At 40.4% G+C, this 16,891-nt stretch carries 15 protein-coding genes; all 15 read right to left on the bottom strand.

The window, feature by feature from the left end:
* Window positions 1–97: 97 nt before the first annotated feature.
* From FUT79_RS05315 to FUT79_RS05245, 15 genes are read right to left on the bottom strand one after another with little or no spacing between them, the layout of a single operon-like run.
* On the bottom strand, window positions 98–1,294 hold the full coding sequence (locus FUT79_RS05315; protein WP_148889381.1) for a hypothetical protein: 1,197 nt from the start codon (window positions 1,292–1,294) through the stop codon (window positions 98–100).
* 1 nt (window position 1,295) lies between these two features.
* On the bottom strand, window positions 1,296–2,864 hold the full coding sequence (locus tag FUT79_RS05310; RefSeq protein ID WP_148889379.1) for an LPD3 domain-containing protein: 1,569 nt from the start codon (window positions 2,862–2,864) through the stop codon (window positions 1,296–1,298).
* Window positions 2,865–2,873: 9 nt separating this feature from the next.
* Window positions 2,874–3,761, bottom strand: coding sequence for a leucine-rich repeat domain-containing protein (locus tag FUT79_RS05305; RefSeq protein ID WP_148889377.1), 888 nt, complete (start codon window positions 3,759–3,761; stop codon window positions 2,874–2,876).
* A gap of 24 nt (window positions 3,762–3,785) precedes the next feature.
* Window positions 3,786–5,699 carry a cell envelope integrity protein TolA gene (locus FUT79_RS05300; protein WP_148889375.1) on the bottom strand — a complete coding sequence of 638 codons (1,914 nt, stop codon included), beginning with the start codon at window positions 5,697–5,699 and terminating at the stop codon, window positions 3,786–3,788.
* A 3-nt stretch (window positions 5,700–5,702) separates the two neighbouring features.
* A complete protein-coding gene (locus tag FUT79_RS05295; protein WP_148883985.1) occupies window positions 5,703–6,878 on the bottom strand; it encodes a baseplate J/gp47 family protein in 1,176 nt (391 codons plus the stop codon).
* A gap of 27 nt (window positions 6,879–6,905) precedes the next feature.
* Window positions 6,906–8,582, bottom strand: coding sequence for a hypothetical protein (locus FUT79_RS05290; RefSeq protein WP_148889373.1), 1,677 nt, complete (start codon window positions 8,580–8,582; stop codon window positions 6,906–6,908).
* Between the two features lie 3 nt (window positions 8,583–8,585).
* Window positions 8,586–9,407, bottom strand: a complete 822-nt coding sequence (locus FUT79_RS05285; RefSeq protein ID WP_148884472.1) for a hypothetical protein — start codon at window positions 9,405–9,407, stop codon at window positions 8,586–8,588.
* Window positions 9,408–9,413: 6 nt separating this feature from the next.
* Complete coding sequence (locus FUT79_RS05280) at window positions 9,414–10,883, bottom strand: hypothetical protein (RefSeq protein WP_002695630.1); 1,470 nt, start codon at window positions 10,881–10,883, stop codon at window positions 9,414–9,416.
* Complete coding sequence (locus FUT79_RS05275) at window positions 10,880–12,706, bottom strand: hypothetical protein (RefSeq protein ID WP_148883936.1); 1,827 nt, start codon at window positions 12,704–12,706, stop codon at window positions 10,880–10,882. The genes FUT79_RS05280 and FUT79_RS05275 overlap by 4 nt, the downstream gene beginning before the upstream one ends.
* Window positions 12,707–12,726: 20 nt before the next feature.
* The gene (locus tag FUT79_RS05270) at window positions 12,727–13,533 is read right to left on the bottom strand and encodes a hypothetical protein (RefSeq protein ID WP_024751723.1); all 807 of its coding nucleotides are present in this window, start codon (window positions 13,531–13,533) and stop codon (window positions 12,727–12,729) included.
* Window positions 13,526–14,668: a hypothetical protein gene (locus tag FUT79_RS05265; protein ID WP_024751746.1), complete on the bottom strand. Its 1,143-nt coding sequence runs from the start codon at window positions 14,666–14,668 to the stop codon at window positions 13,526–13,528. The genes FUT79_RS05270 and FUT79_RS05265 overlap by 8 nt, the downstream gene beginning before the upstream one ends.
* A 16-nt stretch (window positions 14,669–14,684) precedes the next feature.
* On the bottom strand, window positions 14,685–15,623 hold the full coding sequence (locus FUT79_RS05260; RefSeq protein ID WP_244951140.1) for a hypothetical protein: 939 nt from the start codon (window positions 15,621–15,623) through the stop codon (window positions 14,685–14,687).
* A 16-nt stretch (window positions 15,624–15,639) separates the two neighbouring features.
* Window positions 15,640–15,834 carry a hypothetical protein gene (locus FUT79_RS05255; protein ID WP_148879542.1) on the bottom strand — a complete coding sequence of 65 codons (195 nt, stop codon included), beginning with the start codon at window positions 15,832–15,834 and terminating at the stop codon, window positions 15,640–15,642.
* Window positions 15,806–16,339: a hypothetical protein gene (locus FUT79_RS05250; RefSeq protein WP_024751748.1), complete on the bottom strand. Its 534-nt coding sequence runs from the start codon at window positions 16,337–16,339 to the stop codon at window positions 15,806–15,808. Before FUT79_RS05250 ends, FUT79_RS05255 begins: the two co-directional genes overlap by 29 nt.
* Before the next feature lie 23 nt (window positions 16,340–16,362).
* Window positions 16,363–16,881 carry a hypothetical protein gene (locus FUT79_RS05245; RefSeq protein ID WP_024751728.1) on the bottom strand — a complete coding sequence of 173 codons (519 nt, stop codon included), beginning with the start codon at window positions 16,879–16,881 and terminating at the stop codon, window positions 16,363–16,365.
* Window positions 16,882–16,891 lie beyond the last annotated feature (10 nt).

Genomic DNA, 16,891 nt, shown 5'->3' with positions numbered 1-16,891 from the left:
CTCGTTGGCGAACCATAGGTAAAAATTCTAAGGGTTCGCCCGTGCGCCGTGTCGCTCTCTTTTTTATAATTTTTTTTTACGATTTGTTTTGCATCTTTTAACTTCCCCTCCGTGAGGAAATAATCGTAAATACTTTAACACCAACCGGTAGTAAGGAGTCAAGCAGTGCCGACACGTATAATAAATCAAGCCAGCGGATGTCCTCCGTCCAGTAGCCCCAGTGTTTGTCGTTAAAATCAATTTTAAGCCGCAGCCGTTCTCTTTTGCTTTCCGAGTCATCTGCAAACGGAAACCAAAATTTGTATTTGTCCAGTAAATCAAAGACAATAAACTCATTGTCCTTAAAGTTTTTTTCATCGTCTTTATCTCTCGGGTCCGCTACGTGCGGCGCAAAAAAGATTGAAAATAAATCCCGCATGCCGCCGTGCCCAATCAGTATTGAAAGTGATGGATACGGTACTTCCGGAAATAAGTTGATAAAATCAATGTCAACGTTTTTTTCGCACGTAAAGATACAATCGTATTCCCCGTCTTGCTCAAAATACAGGTGTTCCTGTATGTTTTCCCAATGCATGCCGCAACGGTAGGTTTTCGTAAAAATTGCCGCACCGTCTTTCCGCACAATTTTTAGATTGAGTTTTCCCTGCCATACGCCTTTGCTGTTTCGCATTGCTCCTCGAATAAAAAAATGCAGTGAGTAAATGCCTTTCGCTATGCGTACCGCCTGAGCGGTTTGTAATACGGTGTTGTTTATCATGCGAATGCCGTTCACGTTTACCAAGCTTGCCTGATCATTTAAATGCGGGCTTTTTTCTACCGGCAATCCGTCAACCTGCCACCCGTCAGAAATAAATTGATTTTTTAAAAGGTTTTTTTCTTGTTCGTTGGTAAACTCCATCACAAAGCAATCATCATTGTTAAAGTAATACCGCAGCGCATGCTCCGCATTCCATTTGGTGCCCCATACCGTATCAAGCGGCGCATCGTCATCAACCCGTATCATCATCGCTTTGTATTTATGTTTTGTTGATGAGTATGGTTCTTGCCGGCTTTTTTTAAGCCCTGAAAAAAAATTCAGCCCTTTTAATAAATGCGTTCCCTGATGGTTAAAGATTTCAGGTTGCCGATAATAATCGATAAAATCAAATAGCTGACAAAGCGCATTTTCAATTGCCCCTTGCTCTTCCGCGTGCTCTTTTCCACTTGCCATAATCTTTTCATACACTTCGCCTCCGGTGTTGATGGCGCTTGCGGTATACTCTTTTAATCGTTTCCCTATCGGGTTTTTTTTCATTTCATAACCTCCTTTGTTTACTACCTTGTGTTTTTTTTAATTCCTGCACAATTCCGTTAAAAGACTTTAAAACCAAGTCATACATATTATTACGGCGGTCTATTTCTTCCTGTATTGCGGCTATATCCCACTTCAAAAGCATAAGCTGAATGCTTACCATGTTACACCTCGATACAAAATCCTTCGGCAAGGCTGCATTTTGCGCCCTTGCTTTTTTTTTCGAATGTGGTATACTTGTAGTGCAGGACTTGAGAGCTTTCTCTTGCTTCCTGGTTGGGTTGACCACCGACTCATCGCTTAGATGATGCTGCTCAGCCATTCGGTCGGGTTGGCTGTCTATATAGATAAGCTGACCGACCGTTTCTATTTTGTTTAAAACGTTACTTACATCCTTTTCATGTGTTGATATTGAAATATGCTGTCCGTCAATATCAATTACAACCGACTGCACTATTTTATTTTTTTTGTCCTTTATAAACGATTTTACATATAGGTTTGATTTTCTCCCGTCCCGCTCTTCTCGAATAATCGCTACAGGATTTTTTAACGTTGTGGCAACCGCACCCAATAAATAATTACGCCCAAGTGCTTGCAGTTTTTCAAATTGATGTTCTCCAAGTTTTACTGATCCTAAAGGCGTATCAATTCTATTTCTCGGAAACAGTTTATTATAATTTTCTCGGGTAAACGGAATATCCGGCATTGGAACCGCTTTATCCGTAAATACCGCTCGTAAACGCTGCCGTGTTTTATGCACTTCCTTGCTTACGGGTCCCTTATCCGTAAACCGTCCCGCCTCGTCTCGCGGGTGTTCCGCCTCATTAAAAGTCTTCTGCATTCGCTCTAATATTTCATGAAACTGCTGCTGCTCATCTGTTTGATGGGTCTCTCGCTCTCTTGCTTTTTTTTGTGAATCTGGTATACTAAAAGTGCGTGGTGGTGTATTCTCAGGGATACATGTTGCGTTAGATTTTCTAACCGCCATACCCAAGCCCTCGTTTTTGAGGGCTTTTTCTAATTCCATTACTTCAAGTGAATATATTTTATGTCCACTTATCCTAGCTTCCTTTACAGTAATATAAGCATTTGCTGCCACACCACTCGGCAATCTAAACCTGCAATTAAACCGCTTTATTGAAACAATATCCTTGCTGTTATTTTTATCTTTATACACTCCCCTTAAATCAGCTTTTTTAAATAATGGAACTATGTTACTTGCCGCATAAAAATGGTCATCAACAGTAAAGCCGTTTGCTTTTGTTTTTTCTATTGCTTTTTCACTTGAAATTTTATTTATACTTTCATTTGATATATACGCCGGTATTCCTGTTTTTTCATTTTTAATATCCTTTCCAACATAGTCTTTTAACTTCTCTTTTAATTTAAGCCGCTTTGCCCGCACATAACCGCCCTTTGAAGCAAACCTTCCCTCTTCATCGCGCGGGTGTTTGCCTTCTACAAAAGTCTTCTGCATAAGCTTTAACACTTCATGAAACTGCTGCTGCTCTGATAAGCTTTTGAGAGTATGTATAATCTGTTTTGAAACATCAGCGTCTATTACTATTCTCATACCGCTGCCTTATATTTCTGTACTCCAGTTATTTTTATAGAACTTCCAACCTTTCTCTTTCGCGGCTTTAAAGGCGGCTGCAAGTTCGGGAGGCTGCGTAAAATCCTTGTAGTTGCTATCGCCGTCTTTATAGAGGGCAGCCTTTCCATCTTTATTTGCCCGCTCCGGCAAGCCTTCGAAAATCTTTTTTAAAGCTTCGGCGGTTAGTTGATTGTTGTAGCAGTCCAGCGTTTGCAAACTTGTTAAGCCGCTTACATCTAATTCAGTTAGGTGATTGTTGTAGCAGTACAGCCCTTGCAATCTTGTACAACCGCTTGCGTTTAATGTGGTCAGTCGATTGTTGTCGCAGTCCAGATGTTGCAGGCTTGTACAACCGCTTACATCTAATGCGGTTAGTTGATTGTAGTAGCAGGACAGCACTTCCAAGCTCGTTAAGCCGCTTACGTTTAATGTGGTTAGCTGATTGTTGGAGCAGTACAGCCATTGCAGGCTTGTACAACCGCTTGCGTTTAATGTGGTCAGTTGATTGTAGGAGCAGTACAGCCATTGCAGGCTTGTACAACCGCTTGCGTTTAATGTGGTCAGTCGATTGTTGTCGCAGTCCAGCTCTTGTATGTCATACCCCTTAATGATTATCTCTTCTGCGTTATTCTGGACAGCAATATTTTCCTTGTTGTCGCTTTGCAGCTCTGCAATTTTCTTACCGTCGTTCCATACTTCACACGGGCTGCCGTCTTTTGTTGTAACACGCAGCTTAATACTATCCGCAGACGTTTTCATTCTTATAATGTTTTCTCTCGTTTTTTCGAATACAACCACGCCGTTACAGAGAGCCTTTTCTATCTCTACACCATTATATGTTAGTTCTGTTATTTCCGTTCCGTTTATCGTTATCATTATTCACCTTCCTCCCTGTACCTCTTATTTTCCTGTTTTAATAACAGGCGTAATAAACTCATGTTCAACATGCGGCAAGGCTTTAATGTATACATTGCTGCCTGCAATGCTGCCTTTCAGTTTAGGGCGCAATGGCCACCCGATACTATCTTTGCCTAAGTGGCTTAAATGTTTTTTCCAGTACTGCTCGTAAAACTCGGCGTATACATCAGGGCTAAAAGGTCCCCCATCGCACAACAAAAATTCATGGTGGTAATCCGTTCCGATAAAGCTGACAACCTCGCCTAAGCGGCTATAGTCTGCTGTTTCTACATAAGGCAAAAAAGGCTTTTTTTCATTGTCTTCACCTAAAAAAGCTAAATGCTCTTTCCAGTATTCGTAAAAGCGCGGATATTCGGCGGGCTCAAAACTTTTACCGTCAAGCTTTAAAAATGTTTTGTGCTCCTCATCATCATATATACCGAGTGTTGAACCTTCCGGAACCGATAAGCTGATAGCTTCTTCTGCCAACTCTTTAATTTGTTTATCGCCTTCAATGCGCGCTGTAGCTTCTATTTCATCTGCTTCTTTACGCTCCTTCGCTTCCTGTGCGATTGCCTTTTCTGCAAACGTCTTAATTTCTGCATCCGCCTCTTTGCGCTCTTTTGCTTCCTTCTCATCAGCTTCTTTGCGCTCTTGTGCTTCCTGTGCAATTGCTTCTTCTGTAAACGTCTTAATTTCTGCATCCGCCTCTTTGCGCTCTTTTGTTTCCTTCTCATCAGCTTCTTTGCGCTCTTGTGCTTCCTGTGCAATTGCTTCTTCTGCAAATGTCTTAATTGCCGCATCCGCTTCTTTACGCTCCTTTGCTTCCTTATCAATTGCGGCAATGCGTTCCTGTATTTCTTTTTGCAAAGCCTCAAAAAAAACTTTATTTAAATCAGCAATCCCCAAATCGGTATATCCTTGCGCATATCGATACACGGCGGCATCATTTGCGATAAATGTTTTCCACACATACGCAAAGGCATTAAAAACAACATCAAAAACTTCTTTTATTTTTGCAGACTCGAAAATAGTAAACTCTAGGCGCTCGGTACCGACAAATGGAATAGTATACTCAAATGCTCCTGTTGCGGGATTTATGCTGCCCGCTTTTACTGCAATCTTTTTTCCAATCACAATATCATCACCGGTTAACATGTCGCCGCCTGAAAGCGCAAGGTTTGATTTTCCGACAACACCATCTTTTAGTGTTCCGTCCGGTTTATGGATTTTAAAAAAGCGCATTGCCGCTTTGCTCATCGGTGCAAGTGAGAAGGTTCTCATTGTTTCATTTGTCCAGCCTGCATTTTCTTCATTCTCAGCTAAGGCACTTACCGCAAAAATATCTTCTTTGCCGAACTTTGTCTGAGATGCTTTTACCGATATTTCACCTAGTTTTACACATTCTTCATCGCAGTACTTTGCAGTCCCTGAATTGTTTTCTCCGCTTATAACGGCAAGTGCAACCTTAAACGCTTGCCGCTTATTAAGCGGTTCTACCTTTGCAAACCCTGAGTTTTCTTGCCCTGTCTGTCCCGCATTTCCTCTTGCAACAAACCAACGGGCTCTGTTTTCTTTTTTAAAATCAACCCAACCTTTTTCGGTAATAAAAAGTACGTCTCTTCTATTTTTCGTTGCGTGGGCGGCTTTAAGTTCTACAATCGTTTCCGTGCCCTTACACAAAAGCCGTTGTGTTTTTTTGTTAAACGCAATAAAGGGGGAAACCCGTACGCTTAAGCTATCTTTTATCGGTGTAACCTGTCCGCCTATGATAAAATCATGTTCTGCCTGTACCGCTAAGCGTACAAGAAAGCTTGCATTATCGACAATCGATTGGAACCCTACGTCCATATCGCTTGCTTTTACAATTTCAAACGGATTTGTTTTAACAGTTGAAAAAAAATCTTGTATTGTCATTTACTACCCCTGTTGTTTTATTGTGATAAGCACATCTTCTTCTTTTACAACCAAGAGTTTATGCGACTCAGTTGCGGAAGGGTTTGCGCTGCCTTGCGGAAGGTTCATATCTTTAATGATTACATCGGTAACCCAATCAAACTGTCTGACGGCAAGAATTAAATCAGTGATAATAAGAGATTGACCTACTTCAAAGCCTTGAAAAAACTCTATAACCTTTTTTCGTACTCGTTCCTTTGCCTCTTCTTTATCAGGAAGAACAGAAAATATTTCAAGATTTAATTTATTGCCTTCCCCTTGAAACCGTCTGTCTGCAACAATGGGAGCGACAGCAAGATGAACACCCGCAGGTGTGTATCCGGGATTGTTATACGTGCCGTCTCCGCGTAATGTTTTGCGCACCTCATCAAGTAATGCCCCTGAACACTCTCCTTCTTTGTCGCAAACATACACCGCACAATTTACATTATGCTCTGTTATGGGGTTTCCGTCAAAATCTCGGGTGGGAATATCTTTTGGCGGCGCACATAATACCACGTTCACGTGATATGCTTTTGTGCTAAGAGCCGCTTCTTTTACCCCGTAAAAGTTTGTCCGTTGTAAGCCTCGTAAATAATTTACAAATCGCTTTCGCAGCTCCGGATCGGTTTCGGCGGAAGTACCGTTTTCAAACGGCCGTATATTTTTTACTCCCGCAATACTTGAATGTAAGCCGCTTAAAATAGTGTCAACGCTTTCAGATGGCACATTTCCTTTTTCTCCTATTTCTTTTGCTTCAGCAAAAATAGGCTTTGACTGTTCCGTCCCCTTATCTATCATTCCCGATTCTGTGGTAACAAAAACAGTATCACCGCAGGCAATTTCGGTTCCTACCGCTATATAAAGATGACTGGCTGCAGGTTTTCCTTTTTCGGTAAAAAAAACAACCTTCCCCTTTGCCTTAGTTCCTAAAAGCCTTTTTACGCCAAAAGCCCCTTCCACTAAATCTTGTAAGTATTTTGCATACCCTATTTGGCAATGCAAATACGCTTCAGCAATTAGCCGTGCAGTTGCCTCTAATAAAGAGCAAAGCACACTGCCTGAGTTAGCGTCCGTTGCGGTAAGTATTTTACCGAATACCTTTAGCTGCATTTCGGTGTAAATCTCATCAAAGGTTTTTATTTTATAATCAAAATCCATTCTTTTTTATCTCCTGTTCATCTTCCGTTATATAAGCTCGCTTAAAGAGCGCCGCTGTCCGCCAATATCGGTGTATTCTATATCAATTCGCAAAGCGTCCCCATCTCCTTTAAAAGAAACGCTCAACAATTCTTTAATACGCGATTCTTGTTTGAGTGTTTGAATTATGCTTGATAAAATATAAGCCGAGCCTGCACTTTCACTGTCGGGAATTGTTGTTTTAATTCCATAAAGCTGCAGCATCACTCGTTTATTAATATTTTCACGCAAGCGCATAAGTACCGCTTGCGATATGTTTCTTCTGCCGGTAACAAATTTAAAATCTGTTTGCAGCTCGTTGAGTAAAATATTCCCGTTTTCGTCTAACGCAATATCGACCCCGTAATTATCGCGCTGTCCGCTTAAACCGATTATCCTATTTTGATAATTAGAAGCGCTTCGCTCCAGCACTGGGATTAGCACATTCTTTTGTCCGCGTGCGCTTAAATCATCAATACTGCCAGCGCTGTTTGCAGAAGCAATAATATACGCTTTGCTACTGTCTCCGTAATGATTTTGGGCGATGCTTTCAAAACTCATGCCATCGGTAATTAAACCTATTTGCATTCCATACGTGGTTATTGCAGCGCCACGTGCAACCGGTAATGTGTATTCTTTCGGTCGTTCCATTTGAGCAGAGACAGATAAGGCACATAGTTCATTGTAAATGCCGCTACACTGCAGCTGACTTAAGGCGTCAAGTTCTTCTATAGTAACTTCCCAATCTTCAAAAACGCCAGCAGGAATATAAAATTCTTTTTTACTCATTGCATGTATGTTGTTTGCCAATACGTTTATGTTGGTCATAAAATCAATAAGCATTGCCGCAACAAAATCACCCGTTTCAAAAATAAGTGCAGGTATTCCTTCTGCTCCGACTGTTTCTCGGTATAAGGCAATAGCTGAATGGCCAAGTTGAAAAGTGTCGTCAAGCAGTATCCTAAAGGCGTTAATAGTACCGCTTATCGCATACAGGGCAACTTCTTTACAGGCGGCGGCAAAACGCCTCGCCTCGTTGATTTTTTCTAAGACGGATTTAAAAAAACTCAAACTTTTTTCTAACTTTTGTAAATACTGTTCAATTGCATCAAAGGCCTTATTAAAATCAACTCCGAAGATTGTATTATAAAACACAAAGGTATCTTTGGCCGGAATGGCGGTAAACTCAATTGAATACGTATATACATTAGGCTTTTCTTTTGTTCGCTTTATTTTAAATTCGCCCGGATACACTTGCCAGCAAAAACTGTCAATCGTTTTTTTTCGTCTGCTCCTATTTGTATGTTTTGATAAATCATATAAAAGGATTTTTTTTCCAAGCGTGTTTATATTACCTTTGTATTTTTCAAGCAATGTTTTGAGCCTAAATATTTCTTCTTCGCCGGTAACATACTCACTCGATCCGGTTGTATGGTACATTCGCCTAAGCTCATTATTTACCGTACTGCCTGAAAGCGTTATTTTAAGCGCATCATGTCCATAGTCATCAATGACAAGTCCACCGAAAGTTTTAGTTTCGGTTTTCCGTTGCGTTAAAACAAACTCTTCACTTTCAGGCGGTACCCCGAAGGCAAAAGACTCGGACGGGGAAGTATTATTGTCAACATAAAATTCAATGAGGTATACATTCTGCCATAATCCCTCTCGTAAATATCCTTGTCTCACTGCTTAACCTCCGTGCACTACCTTGTCATTTTTTATATTTGAAAAATCTTCTTTTACCATAGTGCCTATTACGGTTTTCATTGCGGTAGCTAAAGCAGCACCTCCATCATTAGGAAGAACAACCCACCCGTTAAAAGTATTTACCATTTTATCAATACGATCGCTCATCTTATCAAGCTGCGTTTTTAGTTCATCGGCTTTTACTATACCGCTTAAGTTTTCGCCGTTAAGGCTTATTTTTTTATCCGTTGCAGCCTTCACGGCAATATTGCCGTCTTTGTCAATTGTAATGTTTGCACCGAAAGCGTTTACACTCACTTCCTTTTTATTGTTATCATCAGCAATTGCAATCTTTACATTTTCATTCGAAGAGGTAAGCTCAAGCTGTCCCGTTTTATAATTGTATTTTTCAATCCATTTTCCCGGTCGCACCCGAAGCCGCTCAACATTTTTTTCAGCTCGTTGTTCCTTTGTGCTCATAAATTTTTTTTGGTGTTCTTTTTCAAACATCGAAAGGCTTGAGCATAAAACAAAAGCGCCTTCAAAGGTGCCTGTAGGCATCAGCACAAAAACCCGTGCATTTTCAGGCGGCAAGTTCCTGCTTCCCGACATATAGCCCCCGTCTTTAAATTCACAAATCCATTCATCCAAGCTGGCAACCGGCACATCTTCCAATAACACACCGCCGGTAAGTCGAACATTCACCGCATTTCTTGTAGAGTCAACATCGGTTACTGTTCCCCACATGCCTATTCTCGGCACTGTATTTTGTAGCGGCACTTGCCCGGTAACCTGTCCGCTTCGCTCTCGTATTACAATTCTCATAGCTTTTTACCTCGCCCAACTTATATCTACTAAACTATTCGTTTCTTCCCCGTCAAATTTAAGTTCGATATTGCTTGTTCCCATTTCAGGCATTACTTTTACAAACTCTCCTCCCTTGTTATACTTTCCGCCTCGTATTACTTGTAGGCTGATTGTGGGAGTCCCTCCGTAGGACCATGAATGGTCGCAACTTCTAACATAAAACTCCCCGCCTAAAAAGCTTACTCGCTCTCCGCAGCGTATTTGTTTTTCAGAAAAATCGTTGATAATGCGAATGCTTCCTGTGTACATTTCGTCAAGTCGCCCGAACCAAGAGCGAAGGCGCAAAGAAAGTTTGTGCATTGCATTGGTAATTGTTTCCGTTTTTTCCGTTTGTTTTTTATAGCCTCTGAAAGCAACCTGTAACATTTTCATGCCGTATGTTTTAAGTTTTTTTTCATCAACTTGTAAAATCTTTTTTTCTATTTTGTCGCCGTCAGTTTGCTCAATTACAATGTACTGATCAGCCGAAAGAGAAGAACCCTCGATATAGGCAAAAAAAGTTGTGTACACTTCATCAATACTTAAACGCAATGAATAATCGACGAGGTGCGGTGATTTTATTTTTCTTATTGGTAGTTTGCCCCAACGGTTATGCACTATTCCGTTTTCCCTAAAACTAAATGGAAGTTCACGAACAACTATTTTTGTTTTTCCTTTTTCATTCACCCGAGAAAACATTTCATACACAGGAGGCGCTAAAATCGTTTGCCATATTTGTTGTACCGTATTTATTCCTTGATTAAAAAAGGTATTAGCAATCGGCACAGGAATACTTTCTGCTTCTCCTACTTCAAAAAAATCATTCCCCATAAAGTTTTTAATTATGTCATAGACTATTTTATTTGATTCTCCCGCCTTTCCTTTTACCGGAGCTTTATCTGCGGTAGGTTTTAAATATCTAACACCTACATAGCCTAAATATGTATCCCATGTAAGCTCTAAAAACTTTTTTATTTTTAAAGGTTCCTTAGTTTGCAGTTCATTTATGCGTAACACCATATCCTTGTTTATCGTTTCCGCACTCATTATTTGTGTTAATGATAAAAACTTAATATCAAGAATGAGCTGAAAGTTTGCAATTAACCCCGTAATACTCATCCCGGAAAAATTGATTTGTCGTTGCACGCCACCTTGACTCATTGTGCAACTTAAATCTTTATTTGCAATTACACCAATAAACACAGGAGTATTTGCCCCCTCGTAAATCTTTACAATTTGAAGCGGCTGTATTTCATTAAAAAGATTATTGTCTCCGCCTGCAATGCTAAACTGAAAACGCCCCTTTAAATCCATTGTGCTTTCGGTAAACGAATAGCTTAAAAGTTGCGTATACTCATGGGTTTGTGCCGATAATGTAAAAGCAGGCACTGTTGGCGCATTATAATCAAAGATTTCTATTTTTGGCTGCGGGCTTTTGTGAATGGTGATCATCATCGACTTTCAACCTTTATTTCCCCGTTCAATAATAACTCAAGTTGCGCGTTTATCTTTTTTAACTCTTCCGTATTTTCCTTAATTTTTTCTTGGTCGGGGAAAAAGGTATTATACAGAGTCTGGAGTTCAAATGCTAAATCTTGTTTTCTTTGTTGTAATTCTTTTATTAGTGTAACATTATTTACACTTCCTTCGCCCATGCCCGGTAGCTTACCCGTATTAAACTCTTCTTGGCGAGTGCCGGATAAAAATACCGAGAGAAATTTTGTCAGTTCCGCCGGACCTTTTCCCAATTCAGCTGTCCAAGTCCTCCACAATTCGGCAGAACCGGTAGATGCTCCGACACGTGAGGTATATTCAGGGCGTATACTTGCATTTGTTATTGATTCATATGCGTCTTTATTTATTTCCCCGTTGTTCATCAACTCATAAAACTGCGCCGCCTGTATATAGTCAAAGCCGGTATCTTTTCTAATCATTTCGATCATCCCTGCTTTATTACCTTTTCCCGACATTTGTTCAAAAAGACCCATTTTTTTCTTGTATATTTCCGGTAAAAATCCAAGTTCCGCAATTTGCATATTATCAAGATATCCGCCTTGCGATTCTAATCCGTGCTCTTTTAATATGCGTGCCTTTTCTGCATCCGATAAACTTGCAATAGCTCGGTACGTTAAGATATCCGAAACCGAAGAAAGAGATGTTGCACTGCGCCCGCTTTCATTTAATTGCTGATATCGACTTGCGCCTTGTTCTCCCATCCATAACGGATTATTGCCGCTTGCATTTTTTAAAAAAGTCATTGTGCTGCCTATTTCAGCAATCGACTTTGTAAACCCTTTTGATATACCATCAGTAAAAATATTTTGTAATAAACCAAGTGTTTCACTGTACTGGCCTTCCTTCATTCCCATAAAAGAGCTCGCTCGATATGCTTGCGCTAAACTGTCCGCGTCCTTATTTCCGTAACGGGAAAAAGTACCTTTAAAATCTGCTGCCTCCTCTTTTTGGATTCCCATCATTCTTGACCAGCCGAAAACATTACGGGCAACATCATAACTGCCCGAAGAAAGTCCGTATTGCGTAAGGTGTTTAACCATACTCAACCCGTCTTCCATTGAGTAGCTGAAACTGTTTGCGGCAGCACTTGCTTTTGTAAACGCATCTTCTATATTTTTTGTGTTCACCTTATAACGGCTTTCCAATGTTTCAATCATGGTTTTACCGTCTTTACTTATCTCAAAATCATTTTTTCGTTCGGGATAATCTTTTGCAAATTGCCGCCACTCTCCACGTCCTTCCTTAGTACTTAAATCAAAGCGAGTGCGCATGGTGTTATTAAGGCTTGCATTTAATGCTTCTGCCGCATCATCATGCGATGTATAAAGGTCTGAAAGTTTTTTTACCCCCCAACCGGCGCCAACTGCCGCAAGAAGTCCTGCTCCTGCAATTGCTCCGCCTGTTCCTAATTTACCAAGTAAACCGGCTCCTTTCCCTAAAAGTGTTAATCCACCGCCCGCAGCATCGCCCGCACCAATTTGTCCGATAACCGATTGTGCAGTATTAGAAATGCCCCCTACTGTATTATTAAACCCTGCAATTCCTCCGCCTCCGGCTTGATTCCCGTTTGCCATGCCGTTATACACTTGCTGCATTTGTTGTGCCGATTTTGCATACTGTGCTGCTAAATCAAAATTGCCGACTTCTTGTGCTTCTTTCATCTTGCCAAGCATTTTATCAAAAGCATCGGATATCGTTTGTGCAGATGATGAGAAACTACCTGTTTCTAAATTAAGCTTAATCGCAACTTCTTTCATTCCCATACGCGTCTATTCCTCTATTGCTACCCTAAATCGGTTGCAAGGGCATTTTGGATTGCATCGGCTATTTCTTTTTCATGCAAAGCCTTTAAACCTTCCGTTACATTGCGGGCGGGAATGCCCTTATTTATCCAGCTGTTCTTCGGAGACTTAGCGGAAATAATTCTAAACGTCCAATAGGTTGACTTACCTGTCGGAGTGTCAGACATTCTTACCATACCGTCTGCATTGCCTAAGTCATTTTCGTTTAATCTATCTGCCCACGTATATTCATGCCGCTCAATAGCTTCTCCTGCCCAGTTTTCCTCAAAATGCGTTTCTTCCATTACAACACTTTTTTTCATGCGCTCTGCAATTGCATAAATGTCTTCTGTCATTGTGTTTTGAAACGTTACGGTTCCCGGCGTTCCCCAACTAAAGGGCACAATCAAATACGGAATGAGTTCTATCATTTTTGTTTTAGGATTTTTTTGTTTACTTACCCTGCTTTTTTTCCCGTATGGATGCGTTGTTTTCATATCATAACCATCGGTGCCGTATTCAAGTAAGGGGGCTGCCTTAGATTCATTCGATATTGTGTATTCAAGCGGTGCGCTTTTTTTTACCTTTACACCGCCTGAATAATTGCTTGAAGGCTTTTTCATCGGCGGCACTCCCGGAATATCTTTTTGTCCCTGACCGTAGGCTCTCCAAGAGTCCGCTACCATTTTTGCACAACCTTGAAACGTTGCATCGGTTGCAGGAAGAATATCGGATCGTCCTATTTTTTTTACCGCAGCCGCAAGTTCTTGTAATGCAGGATTATCCGCTGTTATTTTAATCTTAACCATTCGTGTGTACCCTCCGAGCATTTTGATAACTTGCAAATAGTTTGAGCACCACTTTGCGCGGTATGCGCTGATCCTCACTTGTTCGCAAGGAAGGAATATTTTGACAAACCCGATATGTCGGATTATACCGATACGTTATTGACATGCTCTCATTTGCTTCAGGCTTTGCAGCTCCAAGCCAATGAATACGGTTTGTCCCAATCAAAATAAAATCTTCTCCTTCTTTAAAAACACTTGTTTTAGTTTCAATTAAATCAATTGAGTCAACAAAAAATTCAGGGATAATATCATCTGCAGTTTCTCTCCCTCGTTTTACAATAACCTTGTTAGTCATTGTTCCTGAAATAATTGTAATAATATCTCCTTCGGAAACATCAAACTTATACGGGAAGGTGCAAACCGCATCCCCATTGTGTTTTTGAATTAAGGCTAGATTTTCTTTGTGTAAGTTTTGCGATAAGACAATAAACTTTACAGGTTTTATGTATTCAATATTTTTTGCAATCAAATACGGATAATCTTCTTCGCTAAGAACTTCAATGCAATCTTTATAATAGTTTAGAATTTCAACATCGGCACCATCTTCGCTTTTTAAGTTTTCTATTTTTAGAATGTCGCAACAGGGGCTGTAATATACTCCCTCGATAGTCGATTTTGGCATGCGTAAATCAGGGATACGATAAAAGCCTTTACATATACGCTCTGCCTTTGTTTCTTTTAAAATGCAAACTAATTCTTGCTCAAAAATTATATCTACCGTCTCTCCTTGCGTAAGCGTATGCTCCTTGTCTTGAAGCTGAATAAAACGATCTTCTTTTTTAAACTCGAACAAAACGCCTGCATAGTTGTAAATACTTTTTATAACACAATCCGCTATGTCTTCCGGTAATTCGATAAGCCCGTCAAAAACAGAAAGCCTCACGTTATCCGTATACTTTTTTTGATACGAATACAGCTCGCCAGAGCCCCCGCATTTTTTACAATGAATATCCGGTTGGTTTCCCGTAGAAACACAGGGGCATTTTTTAGCAACTCTCCAGCGTACATACTGCCCGTGCCTTTCAATCATCGCCTCATAACTTTCTTTCCCAAGTGCAAGAGTAACAGGTGAATTTTTGCCTAAACCGTACGCCATATCAATTTCCTTCTGTTTATAAGGTGATTTCCAGTGTCGTACCGCTTAACGCAAACGCAGCCTTCTTTATAAAGGCTTCGTCAGCCTCTGTCTTTGTATACCTATTTGTTAAGGCTGCGTTTATTGCCGCCATTCCATCTTCATTTGCTTTTAAAGCGTCCGCCAATTCTTTGAGTGTATCGAGCTCTTCAGGCGCATTGTCGACAAGCTCCGCAAGATGCGCCTTTATTTCCTCTTTTACAAACTTCATGTTTGCAGCTTCATTATCGCCTTGAGGATTGGGCACCGCAATTGAGCCGTTCTTATTCCGAATTACATTATGGTAGTGTTCCGTTTTTTCAACGTGCGCATCTAAAGCTTTTTGTGCCATCTCTTTTTGGTTTTGTGAAAACTCAAAACTGATAGTCTCAATTTTTATATTGCTCCACTCAACTTCGCCCTTATACTCGCCCTCATTATTTCCTACGACAAAATTTAAAGATATTTCTTCATCGGGAGCATCAGGCTCATATAAAAACTCAAGGCTTATGCTCCCGTTTGCCATAGCTTGTATCTTATCAGATTCAGATAATACGCCGCGTTTATTGCTCATGCAAACAATTTGCGCATAATTGGGTATAACATAAGTCGTTGCTCTAAAATCAGAGGAGATACCATACCTCGTTCCGGTTTTAAAAACATCAAGCCCATTTGCAACAAGAATAAAACCGTCTTCATCTTTTACCGTTTGCACAAATCCTTGTAAACTTACAGGAGTACTGTCGGTAAGAACCTTTTCTTTTTGTCTTGTTATAAAATCATCTACACTTACTGCCGCTTGTACAGCTTTTAATGATTTTTCTACAGCAAGAAATGACGCATTATGCATACCGCCGTTATCTTTAAGCTCTTTTTTTAAATCATTATAAGCTTTTGTTAAATCTTCAAGCGCCTTGCCAAGCGCGGGCATTGTCATTGCCACTATATTCCTCCTATTCTTTTAACAAATCCATTTCAGAATACCCAAGATTTTTCATTACGGCTTTTTTAGGAGCCGCAACTTTTTGCTCTTCCATTTTTTCCATTTGCCTAAGCATTCTAAATTCATCTCTATCATACTCAAGCGAAAACTCATACAGTATTTTTAACGTCCATTCATCAGTCGGCACTTCCTTCAAGCCCGTCAAAAATACCATTGTCCACAATAGGAGCAGCACTTTCTCCGGTAGATACTCCTGTAAGCTCTTCTGTCCCCGCCTTAAGGCGTTCTTGCACCTGATCACGAAACTCACATGCCTTTTGGTAGAGTTCGATTAAAAACTCATCGCAAGGCACCTCCTCAAATCTAAAACCGTTTTGCTTTTTCTTTACCGCCTCAAGCCATTCAGGTCCTTTAACGATAACCACGTTCAACGTTGAACAAACAAGATTCCTGGTTTCCGTATCAATATCAAAACTTGTGGCAGGAATACCGCATCTGTTTATACCCATAAGACGCCCAATTTGCAGGCGGTCTTTTTCTTTCGGAAACTTTACCGTAAAACTTCCGCGCGAAGTTTCTATTTCGCCTGTTGCATCCTGCCCAAGCAAAAGCTGTATAAATAAATCTTCGCGCTTTGAATCGCTTAAAGATTTATTTTCAATATCCGTGCCCGTTACAGGCACCGCATTTTCAACTACCTTTATTTCCATTTTTTTTATTGCTCCTTTTTATGTTATTTCAAAAATGAATTGTTGTGTTCTTGTACGCTCCAATCAAGAGCTTTCATGCTTACATCGCCTTTTACATAACTTGAACCTTGTCCGCTTATAGTTCCTGAATCAACGATAATACCTTCAAACGTTGCTACTATATTTCCATTGTCTTCATCCTTGAAGTCCATGTATGGAATTTTCGTAACAACCTTATCATCGCGGATTGATTTCGGACTGGGGAAAAAGGTGTAAAGCGATATCTTTACATCATTTGTTTTACTTATCGATATACCGTTTTTTATTACATCCTTCGATGGTAAAAACCCTGACATGCTTATTGAGCATGAAACTCCTTGAGCATCAATCGACACAGGAACTAATTCTCCCAGTACTCGTGCCTCTTGTGTCATGTACGATAAAGAAGCGCGAAAGCTTTCTACAAAGCCTATAACTTTTGCGGTACTCGCATTTTTCCCGGATCTAACATAACAGCGGTATCCTTCGGTTAATATTTTTTCACTTACTCTCGGTAATGGCATTTCCTATCCT

Origin of the sequence: Treponema phagedenis (genome assembly GCF_008153345.1) — a bacterium.
Classification (GTDB): Bacteria; Spirochaetota; Spirochaetia; order Treponematales; family Treponemataceae; genus Treponema; species Treponema phagedenis.
This window is presented reverse-complemented; position numbering and strand designations above follow the sequence as displayed.